Genomic DNA, 11,266 nt, shown 5'->3' with positions numbered 1-11,266 from the left:
TATGAGAGCACAGGGTACCTTTCTCAGCATGACGGACAGTTGGCTGCAACGCCTTTTGACCTGGACTCCCGGACAGACGGATATGATTAAAACCGTCGCTCTGGTACTGATGGTGATTGATCATACCGGTCTTCTACTGGCAGGAAACAATGAAGTCATGAGACTGCTGGGCCGCGGTTGCTTTCCGCTGTTCGGGCTTGTCTGGGGAATGAACCTGGCCCGGCACGCTGTCATTCGCCAGTCACAACTGAACCAACTCTGGTGCTGGGCGCTGATAGCTCAGGGGTCATTTATTCTGGTGGGGTATCCCTGGTATATGGGGAATATCCTCTTTACGTTCGCCGTTACCGGACAGGCGATGCGCTGGTTTAGCCTGAGAAGCCGCAACGATATGCTGCTGGCGCTCGCGATAGTGGTGGCCTGGTTACCGCTCTCCACTGACAGCTATGGTCTGGCCGGAGTATTCATGCTGATCAACAGTTACCGGCTTTGTCGTGCCACAGAGCCGGTGGAAAGAACAGGCTATGCTTTACTCTGGGCGGTCATGGTTTTGCTTATGAATATCCAGGATGCCGGGCAGGCCGTGGCGGGGTTGGCAATTGCACTTCTGGTCGTGGGAGTCTGCTCGGATATCGGGAAGCAGGTTAAGCGATTCTGGCCAGCGCATTTTTTTGTCCTGTTTTACACTATTCACCTTGCGGTGCTCGGTATTCTGGTCGGGTGACGGACAGAAAGTAGTCGGGCGACAGGCAGAAGGATGATCAGGCAGGCAACCTGGCGTATCTTACCCGCACAGTATTAACTGCAGGAAAACCTTAACCTATGACGGAAGATAAACGTCCCACTCTCAGCCTGAAACGAAAGCCGGGGGAGAAAACACCGGAATCCGGTGCTGATACAGCCCGTGTTGTCCGCCGTAAACAGGTGGTGAATGTGACCACCCCGCCGGCATGGAAAGTGAAGAAAGAGAAACTGGCCAGAAAAACGGAACCGGTGGCACCTGCTGCCCCCGTGTCGAAGACACCGGACAAACCGGAAAGGATCGTCCGTCCAGTTCGTTATCTTTGCCTGCCGGAGGTGCAGGATGCGATTGATACCCTGAAGGTGTGGTGGCCTGGGCTGTTCAAAGGGGAAGCGCCTCACCTGCTGGCCATCGGCATCCGGGAGGCCTTTTTTGAGGATATTGCCGAACGGGGAATACCGTTGTCCCATAAACAGGTCATTAAATGCCTGAAAAGTATTACACGGTCTGAACTTTACCTGTCATCGATGATCGCCGGTGCTGAACGAGTTGACTTACACGGTAACCCGGTGAGTGTCGTGACCCCGGATGAAGAAAAGTATGCTCAGCTGCGTCTTGAAAAACAGCGACAGCAACAGGCCAGAATTCAGAATGAAATCATTTAAATTGTATTAATTCTTTTTATTTAATCTGTATTCCCTTTTTAACTCTGCCCGCGTAATTGAATACGCTGGCAGAGTGATAATATCTGCACGTTACACTTTGTCATTGAAAAGGATATTTATGAAGCTTAAAACTGTTTTAGCAGCTCCGCTTATTACCGCCATGTTATTTAATTCCTTACCTTCATTTGCGAGCGACACGAGTTCTGCATTTACTCCCGAGCAGGAAAAGCGGATAGGCGAAATAGCCGCAGATTATATGCGTGCTCATCCGGAAATTCTTATCCAGATGAGTGAGTCATTACAGCAGGAACAACAGGAAAAACAGACCCGGGAATTGAAATCGGCCGCTATCGCACAACAGGCCCGGATAATGGCGGATAAGCGTATCCCCTCCTGGGGAGCAGAAGGCGGATCTGTCATGGTGGTCGAGTTCTTTGATTATCAGTGTATCTGGTGCAGTCGGCTGGCGCCTGAGCTGGAGAAGGTCATGAAGGCCAACACGAACGTGCGCTACTTCTTCATGGAGTGGCCGGTGTTTGGCAGCCGCTGGCCAGAATCTTTACTGGCAGCGAAAACCGGATTGCAGGTCTGGAAAGAAAAAGGCGAGGAGGCTTACCTCAAATATCACAATGGCATTTATAGCTCCGGACTTAATGAAGGAAAACTAACCCAGGATGCTATCGGGAAATATTCAGAAAATATGAAGTTCAGTAAAAACACGATCGATGAAATTAATTCCACGCTGACCGATATCAATGATATTGCCACCACCATTGGTTTGACCGGGACTCCGGGTATTGTCATCATGCCCGTTAAGGGGGCAACAGAAGATAATACGACGGTTTTCGCTGGAATGACTGAGGCTGAAAATATCCAGCAGGCGATTAATAAAGCGCAGGGGAAATAAAGAATGAAACGTTCAACAGTGTCTGGTCTCCTGGCGGTCTGTTTAATAGTTTCAGGTGGTGCAGTCGCTCAGCCAACGGTACAGGCAGGATTTTCACCCGAGGGTTCTGCGCTGCAGCTGGTGCTGAACACTATCGATACCGCACAGGAAAGTATTCGTCTGATGGGGTACAGCTTTACATCGCCGGAGGTCACCCGGGCGTTGATTCAGGCAAAACAGCGTGGGGTAGATGTGAAGGCTGTTCTTGACTGGAAAGCGAACAGTACAAAAGGCAGTGCTGGTGTGGCTGCAATGAATCTGCTGGTGAATGCCGGCATCCCGGTACGTACCGTCAGCCAGTTCAAAATCATGCATGACAAAGTCATCATCACTGACGGCCGTAACGTCGAAACAGGCTCGTTCAACTTCAGCCGGGCGGCGGCGCGCAGTAACTCCGAAAATGCTCTGGTCATCCGGGATTATCCTGTTCTGGCAAATACCTACCTGCAGCACTGGCAAACTCGTTGGGAGATGGGAAAAGACTGGAGTTCTTCGTATTAACCCCCTCGCTGAATAACCTGTTCATTGCGCCAACAAGGGCAGGTTATATAACAAAAAATAACATAGACTCTCGCTGCATCTGGCTACGTGTAGTATCTTTGTCCAAGTATTTTGTTAAATGCTTGAGGAGGCAGAGATGTCACAGGTCGTTAACGCAGTTACTTCCTCATCTAAACGTCCCTACAGAAAAGGGAATCCGCTTTCTGCTGCAGAGCGTCAGCAGAAAGCTGTTGCACGTAAAAAAGCCACGCATAAAGAAGTGAGGGTGTTTGTGCGTGACTCGCTTAAAAGCCAGCTTCAGTTAATGTGTGAAAATGAAGGGATCACCCAAGCGGAAATGATTGAAAGGCTTATCGAAATGGAATCAGCCAAGCTTGGAATAGGCGTAACGACGTCACATTCTTGATCCTACTGGCTATGAGTGCTAGATTACTGATCGTTTAGAGATTTCTGGTTGGCCACGCCGTAAGGTGGCAGGGAACTGGTTCTGATGAGGTGTCTACCCAGAACCAGAAAAGCAAAAACCCCGATAATCTTCATCTAGTTTGGCGACGGGAAGAAGATTAACGGGGCCTACTTAAACTGTATAGAAGCTGTTGCTCTATGCAGGGAGTATAGTTTTATGCTCAGAAAACTGCAATACCTTCTGTGCTCAGTGCTCCTTCCGTGCAACATAAGTGCGGGAAGGTGTGACTGACGCCAAGGCCCTGTTCTCTCATTACCGACAGGTAAAAAATCCTTTCCCACAATTCGTAGTGCCGAAGAAAAAAGGCAGCGATGAAGAGAAAGCGACACTACCGTTCTGTCGTAAGCTGATGGCGAAAGCCGAAGGCTTCACGTCCCGTTTTGATTTTTCCGTTCATGTGGCGTTCGTGCGTTCACTCGGTAAGCGTCATCGCATGCCGCCACTGTTGCGCCGTCGGGCCATTGATGCCCTTCTCCAGGGACTGTGTTTCCACTATGACCCGCTGGCCAACCGTGTCCAGCGTTCCATCACCAATCTGGCTATTGAATGCGGACTGGCCACCGAGTCGAAAACCGGCAATCTGTCCATCACCCGTGCCACACGGGCGCTGAAGTTTATGGCGGAGCTGGGGCTGATTACCTACCAGACCGAATACGACCCCCAGATTGGCTGCAATATACCGACTGATATCACCTTCACACCAGCACTTTTCTCGGCGCTCGATGTCTCTGACGTGGCTGTTGTGGCTGCCCGCCGCAGCCGCGTGGAATGGGAAAATCAGCAGCGCAAAAAGCAGAACCTGAAGCCGCTGGAGATGGACGAGCTGATAGCGAAGTCCTGGCGGTTTGTGCGCGAACGGTTCCGCAGCTACCAGTCCGAACGTAAACAGCATGGCCTGAAACGTGCCCGTGCACGTCGTGACGCGGAAAGAACCCGCAAGTACATTGTGACCCTGGTGAAACAACAGCTGACACGGGAATACGCCTGCGGACGCTTTACCGGTGGTCTTGATGCCATGAAGCGGGAGCTGGAGCGGCGAGTGAAAGAGCGCATGCTAATGTCGCGCGGTAACAACTACACGCGGCTGGCCACCGTCCCCATATAACCCTTCCTGTGTGAAAAATCCGGCTGGCGCCGGAGGGTTCCGCACGTCTGCTTCCCGCCACAGCTTATTATCTGAGCTAAGTGGCGGGGCTGTTAACCAAATCCCATGTTTTCCGACCATCAGAATAGCCAGAAATTTCATCGCTGGCGTCACTTTCGGCCGCTGAATTCAGTTATCCACAAATAACTGCAAGGGAAGTTTCCATAAGGTTACAACCGTTATGCTTACAAAGCGCCAGGCGAAGTAATTTCAAAGTGCGTGGTTTCTTTTAAAAACCAGATCTCTACTTCTTTTAAATAAAGACTTTTTCTCTCTTATAAAGATATAACCTGTTCATCGCCTGACCTCTGGACAGGCTCCTAAGAATGCCCGCCCTTGCAGCGACCTGACGGTCGCGCCGGTTCGGAAACAACATATGTACCTCCCGTCGCCTTGCGACGGGCCCCGGAACCAGTAGTTACAACATACAAACAATCCCTTATGGCAGAAAACCAGCGCCGTTCTGACATCCCGTGCCCCTCCCCACCACTGAAAAGCGCCGCCGCCCCCGGCCAAAGGCCGGGGAACACCATCGCTTTTAATGATGGGTGTTGTAACTACTCTTCTTCATCGCTGTGGGTGGAGCTGTGGTCAGTTGTTTAGTACACGCTCGTAAGCGGCCCTGCGGCCCGCTAACGCGGAGATACGCCCCGACTGCGGCTGTCGCCTTGCCGGGTCCACTCCGACCGCGTACAGCGGCGTCTGAGATGTTTTTCGCGGGTATGGCTTTGCAGCTACCATGTTAAGTTCCCTGGTGTCGCTGAAATAGTTGATGAACATCCCCCTAAGCGTCAGCAGCAAGCTGCCGCCGCTAAGGCCCCGGAAATCACGCCCTTTACGTCGTAAACGCCGTAAAGCCCGCTCACCGGGGTTAAAAGGGATTACCTTAATTTCTTCATTGCTGATAGCGGGTTAAGGCTAATCAGGGCAGGGGGTAGGGTGGCAGAATTTATAGCCCGGTAACCGGCTACGCCGGGCTTTCGGCGCCATTTGACTCCACAGACACATGTAACCTCATCTGGCGCCTCCATGCCGCTGACGCGGCATCCAGAAGTTTCCCGATGCTGTAAGTCTTAACGTCTGCTTTGTGCCAAAAGCGGAAGTAACTAACAGCAGTCTGTGTGAAAATACGGGGAGCAGGTTAAAGGTGCCTGGCCGTTGTTGAGGTGGAGTTGCAGGGCCGCACCTTCTATATCCTAGAAGTCGATACATCTGACGGTGTTTGTTCTCTATCAACTTTGCTATTACGGCTGAAGTCGCCTCTGGATTGGCCCAAGCAGCTTACGCTGTTGGCAGAAGAGTTAACCCAGAAATCACTGCACTGGCCAAATCAGCGGTTAAAAATGCTCTGCGGCAAGGATGGCTATTCCGGCATTCCTCACCCGCAGACCAAATCCGTGGATAAGGGCAAGTTGCATGAGGAGTCGACAGAGCACTGGGCGGCAAGATTTCACAGTTGGATGACATCAATCTAACGTATTGAAGAGATTTAATACAAGACGAACTATGTCTACGTTTGAGGCTTTATATCTTGTTGTTATAGTAAAGATGGTGCATGATTGTAATCAATTTGATGATAACAATAGCGCTATATGGATCACATCACTACATTCTCCTTTCATTTCATAGCTGCGGCACATGATTAGTTCACCCTCTAAACGGGTCGAGGATTTGAGCCTTGCCCAGCGCGAGCGGCTGGCCTACATCGACTTCCAGCTCTACTTCTTCGGTGATATTGGGCGCCCAGACCTGATTGAGCGCTTCGGTGTGGCGCCGGCAGGGGCAACTCGCGATCTGGCTCTTTACCGGGAAATCGCACCGCAGAACATTGAATTCGATGGTAGCAACAAGATCTACCGCATAGGCAAGGCGTTTGTTCCAATTTTCGAGCACTCGACGCAACGTGTTTTGTCGACACTCGCGCTTGGGTTTGGAGATGGAGTGAACGTCGACTCGCGGCCGCTGCTGCCATGCGAGTCTCCAGTGGCTTTGAGCTGCCCACGGATGGATGTGCTGGCCCCAATCTGCCGGGCTATCCACGCCAAGCGGCCAGTAGCCATCCGCTACCACTCAATGAGCAGCGGTGAGACCGAGCGGATCATTGTGCCCTTTGCGCTGGTCGATACCGGCCTGCGCTGGCACGTCCGAGCTTTTGATCGCAAGAGTGGCGAGTTCCGCGACTTCGTTGTCACCCGCATTGAAGCGCCTATCCTGCTTGATGAAGAACCCAAGGCTAACGAGCGTTCGGACAACGACATTCAGTGGACTCGGATCGTGGAGTTGGACTTAGTGCCTCATCCGCGCTTTGCGCGTCCCGAGGTCATCAAGATGGACTACGGGATGACCAACGGGTCGATCAAGATGCGCGTGCGGGCTGCTGTTGTGGGCTACATGCTGCTGCACTGGAGCGTGGACTGCTCGCCTGACCATCGCCTCAAAGAAGAACAGTATCGCCTATGGCTTAGCGATCCGCTGGTGCTGTACGGAGTCGAGAGCGCCAAGCTGGCTCCAGGATACCAAGCCCTGAGCAGTTCCAAGGAATCATAGGAAAGAGGAAAACAATGGCCAAGACACTTGAAGCCCACGACAAACTGATCCGCGAGATCTTCGAAGGCAGCTACCAGTTCGAGATTCCGGACTACCAGCGTCCCTATGCCTGGACAACCGAGCAGGCCACAGAGCTGTTCGATGATCTGCACTCGGCGATGCTGGATGCGCGTGTCTCCGGTGCAACCAGCCAATACTTCCTCGGCAGTATCGTTCTGATCAAGAACGACCGAGAGCCCAAATCGTCGGTGGTCGATGGCCAGCAGCGCCTGTCGACGCTGACGATGCTGTTTGCAGTGCTGCGCGAGGCCATGCCGCACGCAGCCGACGACATCACCGATTTCCTCTACAAGAAGGGCAAGGTCAGCCTCGGCGAGAAAAATGAATACCGCCTGACCGCCCGCGAGGAGGATGCCGACTTCTTTCGCACCAACATTCAAGAGCCGGGCGGCATCGCACAGTTGGTCACTAGCACCGACAAGCTGGAAGACAGCCGACTTCGATACCGCGAAAACGCCACGCTGCTGCTTGCCAAAGCCAAGGCGCTACCGCCCGCCGATCTGAGCGCACTGTGGCAGTTCCTGGCCAACGACTGCTCGCTGGTTGTTATCTCCACGCCCGATCTTGAAGCTGCCTACCGCATCTTTTCCGTGCTCAATAATCGGGGGCTTGACCTCGCGCCTATCGACATCATCAAGGCGCAGGTTCTGGGCCTAATCCGCACCACGGCAGGCGACATTAAGAGTCGGGTCTATGCCAAGGAGTGGAGTCGCATCGAAACCTCACTGGGCCGTGACGCCTTTGGTGATCTGTTCGGTCACATCCGTAGCATCTATGCGAAGAAGAAGCAGAAGTACATTTTGGTCAAAGAATTCCAAGAGCACGTCACCGAGTACAATAACCCTATCGCCCTGATCGACTCCGTCATCAAACCTTACGCAGAAGTATGGGACTTCGTGCGCGACGCTGACTTTGAGGCGACCGAGCACGCCGAGACGATCAACGAGCACCTGTTCTGGCTCAACCGCGTGGACTTCAAGGACTGGGTACCCCCGGCACTGGTGTATTTCAAGCGATTCCGGCAAAAACCAAAATTGCTCGCAGAATTCTTCCAATCACTAGAACGCCTTACCTATTTCATGTTGGTTACAAAGGTGGGTATCAACGAACGCATCGAAACCTACGCTGCGCTCATTAAAGACATCGAGTCCACGGCCTTCGACGGCGATCTAGTCACCTTGGGCACTCTGGCACTTACAGACAAACAGAAGCGAGATTTCGTGGCTGCTCTCGACGGAGATATCTACCGCAACCTGCCCAAAGCCCGCATGGCACTGGTTTTACGTCTCGAATCTCTGGTTCGAGCCCCTGGAGTGCAGCTGCAAAACGCCGTGTCGCTGGAGCATGTGCTGCCGCAAAACCCGCCTGACGGTTCGGACTGGATCAAGTGGTTCCCGGATGAAGACGAGCGAGATTGCTGGACGCACCGTTTGGCCAATCTAGTTCCGCTGGATAGGAACAAGAACTCATCTGCCAGCAACTACGACTTTTCCAAGAAGAAGGATGCCTACTTCAGGGGTAAGGGCAAGGCGTCGCCCTTCGTGCTAACGCAGGAAGTCAGGTCAGAAAACGAGTGGACACCCAACCTTCTGGCTGAGCGTCAGAAACGCCTGATGGGCGAACTCAAAAATCATTGGAAACTCGCCGTCACCACAGACAATGCCAGCGCCTCAGCGGCGAATTAAGGTAAGTATCGATGCATAAGAAGGGGTTCTACGCCGGAACCGCCGAAATTTCCGTTACGCCATTTCAGCCCGCCTGCTAGCGCATCCAAGGGACTGTTTGGAGAACGGAAATAGTGCCCCCCCTCCGAGTTAGCTGATCTGCTTTCTAAACCAAGCCTTGAACTGATTGCGTTTTGAGTGAGTGTACAGGTCGTATTCAATAGGGTACTTTTTACGGAACTCGTTGATTGCTCGCTCACACCCTTCTTTTGTTTTCACTTGCTCAGAGGAAAAACCTACCGATGCTATTTTTTGCATTATCTGAGGATCCGTGTGATGTGAAGGTTTTTTTAATTGAGGGCCGACGTCTAACCCGAACCGAATCAATTTTTCATAAGCTAACTCTCTCACATCAAAAATATGGTCGTTATTCATCAAATCAATCAGGGTATCGATACACTGCTGACATTTATATTTTCCAAGCAAATGAACAGCCAGCATTCTTTTCTCAAATGAATATACGATGTTTTTATTTATTATTATTTCTTTCCTTGCTTTTTCTGTTGGCTCAGATTCTATATATTTATCTTTAGATTCTTCAAGTGAAACTAAGTAATCCGCTGCTGACATGGAATTTTTAACTAAATTTTGTTGGAAGCTACGAAATGCAGTTCGCATATAAGATAAAGGATGAGCCATCGGGTGTGATTTACCAGGTTTTGTTAACCTCTCATGCTCCTGGTAGCGCTTATTAACTCTTTCCCAATCCTTCGGATAGACACGTTTAAACTCAGAAAAGAAAGAATCGAAATCACAACCAACAGGAAGGGAAGATAGCACAGTTGCTATTTTGAATTCTTTTTTCGGTATAACACTACCTTTTGATACCCGTTGTCTACTCATAGTCACTTTCTCCACACCAAATTTGGTTACAAACCCCACTTTGACATGAGGTTAAAATTTGAATTATATAAGATTTTTGTGGAAGCGCTACAACTTATCGACATCCACATTCCAAGCCTGACGATCGCTTATCTGAACAAGGTAGCCAGCTTTTTTCAATGTATTTAAGAAATAGGGTTGTAAGCCGTAATCTGCCAAAATTTTGTCACCTTTTAGATAGGGATTTTGATTACGTCCTTTTACTACGTAAATCATCTTTCATCGCATCAATCATGTCTTTCTCTAAGATTTCATTTTTCCTAGCTTCATCATCAGTATAAACAGCTTCACTTATCAGACTTGCAACTTTGTCTGAACCAAATAGCTTGACCTTCATGTGTGCAAGCCCGAAATCTTTAGATGTCTCGTGATTTTTTATGACTGATATCTTATGTAACGCCAAAATAATCCCGATATATGTATCACATGTTTCGGCATATTGAGTTTTATTTCCTCCGGATTTTTTATTTAAAAAATAATCCACAATTGATTTTAAAATAGCGCCTAAACCAACCCCACCTAAAATCGCTAAGAGCGAATCCATTTTTACCTCTAAAATAATGTAGTTAATTTTATTGTTAAGTCTGAAATTACATTAAATCACACCTACCCAACTACCTTACGAGCAAGCGTTCGATAAACAGTTGGCCGCGAAACAGAAAATAATTCAGCCAGATCGCTGATCGAGTACTGCCCGGTTTCATGCATCCGGCACAATTCTTTTTGTTGTTTATCAGATAATTTTGGCTGTTTTCCTCGTAACTTTCCCTTCGCACGCGCAATGGCCATTCCTTCCCGGGTGCGCAGCCTTATCAGATCACCTTCAAACTCGGCGAAAGTGGCCAGTACGTTGAAGAACATTTTCCCCATCGGGTCTACCGGATCATAGATGCTGGTTCCCAGTGCCAGTTTTACGCCTCTGGCCTGCAGGGCATCGGCAATTTGACGCGCATCCGGTACCGAACGGGCCAGACGGTCAAGTTTTGGCACGACCAGTGTGTCACCACTGCGAACAGCGGCCAGTGCTTGGTCCAGACCCGGTCTCTGCCGGTTTGAACCGGTCAGCCCTTTGTCGAGGTAAATCCTGTCCGGTGAAACACCGAGTTTCACCAGCGCTTCCTGCTGTGCGGTCAAATCCTGCTTATCAGTGGAGCACCGAGCATAGCCGATCCGTATTTCAGTCATAAATGTGTACGTTTAAGGGGCCATGAAAGAGATTGATACCGTACCAGTTATATGAGACAACTTCAGCAGCGATTTATGGCAGATGCGAAAATTTATTTAACTGTCCGTTGAACGATCCTCTTACGGACACGATTAATCGAGGTCAGGATGACAACTCGTGATCAAGCTACAGGCAAAAGTGAACGACTGGCGGTTTTAAACAGTGCTGAGCAGGAAGCGCTGTATAGTCTTCCTGATTTCGATGATACACAGCGGCTGGAGTTTCTGGCGCTGGATGAATCCGAACTGGCTCTGGCCTGTAGTCGTCAGGGCACTGTTGCAAATAGTCGGTGGTGATAAACTTATCATCCCCTTTTGCTGATGGAGCTGCACATGAACCCATTCAAAGGCCGGCATTTTCAGCG

The 11,266-nt window shown here is 50.4% G+C and carries 14 protein-coding genes and 1 pseudogene; 10 read left to right on the top strand and 5 right to left on the bottom strand.

From position 1 onward, the window contains the following. The first annotated feature begins 1 nt into the window (after window position 1). From traX to L383_RS00920, 5 genes are all read left to right on the top strand, one after another. Window positions 2–724 (top strand): type-F conjugative transfer system pilin acetylase TraX, encoded by a 723-nt coding sequence (traX, locus tag L383_RS00900; RefSeq protein ID WP_023332872.1) that lies wholly within the window; start codon window positions 2–4, stop codon window positions 722–724. Window positions 725–822: 98 nt separating this feature from the next. Next, the gene (locus L383_RS00905; protein WP_023332873.1) at window positions 823–1,407 is read left to right on the top strand and encodes a fertility inhibition protein FinO; all 585 of its coding nucleotides are present in this window, start codon (window positions 823–825) and stop codon (window positions 1,405–1,407) included. Window positions 1,408–1,525: 118 nt separating this feature from the next. After that, a complete protein-coding gene (locus tag L383_RS00910; RefSeq protein ID WP_023332874.1) occupies window positions 1,526–2,314 on the top strand; it encodes a DsbA family protein in 789 nt (262 codons plus the stop codon). A gap of 3 nt (window positions 2,315–2,317) precedes the next feature. Next, window positions 2,318–2,854 (top strand): phospholipase D family nuclease, encoded by a 537-nt coding sequence (locus tag L383_RS00915; protein ID WP_001568070.1) that lies wholly within the window; start codon window positions 2,318–2,320, stop codon window positions 2,852–2,854. Window positions 2,855–2,990: 136 nt separating this feature from the next. Further along, window positions 2,991–3,260 carry a replication regulatory protein RepA gene (locus L383_RS00920; protein WP_001568069.1) on the top strand — a complete coding sequence of 90 codons (270 nt, stop codon included), beginning with the start codon at window positions 2,991–2,993 and terminating at the stop codon, window positions 3,258–3,260. Window positions 3,261–3,283: 23 nt separating this feature from the next. Here L383_RS00920 and L383_RS26600 read toward each other — a convergent pair. Then, window positions 3,284–3,394 (bottom strand): annotated as a pseudogene (locus L383_RS26600) (replication protein RepA). A gap of 82 nt (window positions 3,395–3,476) precedes the next feature. Here L383_RS26600 and tap point away from each other — a divergent pair. From tap to L383_RS00935, 5 genes are all read left to right on the top strand, one after another. Then, a complete protein-coding gene (tap, locus tag L383_RS25480) occupies window positions 3,477–3,551 on the top strand; it encodes a RepA leader peptide Tap (RefSeq protein WP_071594637.1) in 75 nt (24 codons plus the stop codon). Further along, entirely contained in the window at window positions 3,532–4,425 is an 894-nt protein-coding gene (repA, locus tag L383_RS00925) for an incFII family plasmid replication initiator RepA (RefSeq protein WP_086538487.1), read from the top strand. The genes tap and repA overlap by 20 nt, the downstream gene beginning before the upstream one ends. Before the next feature lie 1,190 nt (window positions 4,426–5,615). Then, on the top strand, window positions 5,616–5,939 hold the full coding sequence (locus tag L383_RS26150; protein ID WP_157833877.1) for a Tn7-like element transposition protein TnsE: 324 nt from the start codon (window positions 5,616–5,618) through the stop codon (window positions 5,937–5,939). Window positions 5,940–6,102: 163 nt separating this feature from the next. After that, window positions 6,103–7,011: a helix-turn-helix transcriptional regulator gene (locus tag L383_RS00930; protein ID WP_015632416.1), complete on the top strand. Its 909-nt coding sequence runs from the start codon at window positions 6,103–6,105 to the stop codon at window positions 7,009–7,011. Between the two features lie 14 nt (window positions 7,012–7,025). Continuing rightward, window positions 7,026–8,756 carry a DUF262 domain-containing protein gene (locus tag L383_RS00935; RefSeq protein WP_015632415.1) on the top strand — a complete coding sequence of 577 codons (1,731 nt, stop codon included), beginning with the start codon at window positions 7,026–7,028 and terminating at the stop codon, window positions 8,754–8,756. 129 nt (window positions 8,757–8,885) lie between these two features. On the opposite strand, the gene L383_RS26145 is transcribed toward L383_RS00935, so the two are convergent. The 4 genes from L383_RS26145 to L383_RS26225 form a co-directional block, all read right to left on the bottom strand. Then, window positions 8,886–9,638, bottom strand: a complete 753-nt coding sequence (locus tag L383_RS26145) for a HEAT repeat domain-containing protein (protein ID WP_023332876.1) — start codon at window positions 9,636–9,638, stop codon at window positions 8,886–8,888. 229 nt (window positions 9,639–9,867) lie between these two features. Then, window positions 9,868–10,221, bottom strand: a complete 354-nt coding sequence (locus tag L383_RS00940; RefSeq protein ID WP_023332877.1) for a hypothetical protein — start codon at window positions 10,219–10,221, stop codon at window positions 9,868–9,870. Window positions 10,222–10,283: 62 nt separating this feature from the next. Next, complete coding sequence (locus tag L383_RS00945) at window positions 10,284–10,862, bottom strand: recombinase family protein (protein WP_023332878.1); 579 nt, start codon at window positions 10,860–10,862, stop codon at window positions 10,284–10,286. 195 nt (window positions 10,863–11,057) lie between these two features. Then, on the bottom strand, window positions 11,058–11,266 hold a 209-nt coding region (locus tag L383_RS26225), incomplete at its 5' end, for a hypothetical protein (RefSeq protein ID WP_219810768.1).

This window comes from Enterobacter sp. MGH 37 (assembly GCF_000534515.1).
GTDB lineage: Bacteria > Pseudomonadota > Gammaproteobacteria > Enterobacterales > Enterobacteriaceae > Enterobacter > Enterobacter kobei.
Note: the sequence above shows the minus strand (reverse complement) of the source record. Positions and strands in the feature narration are given on the sequence as shown.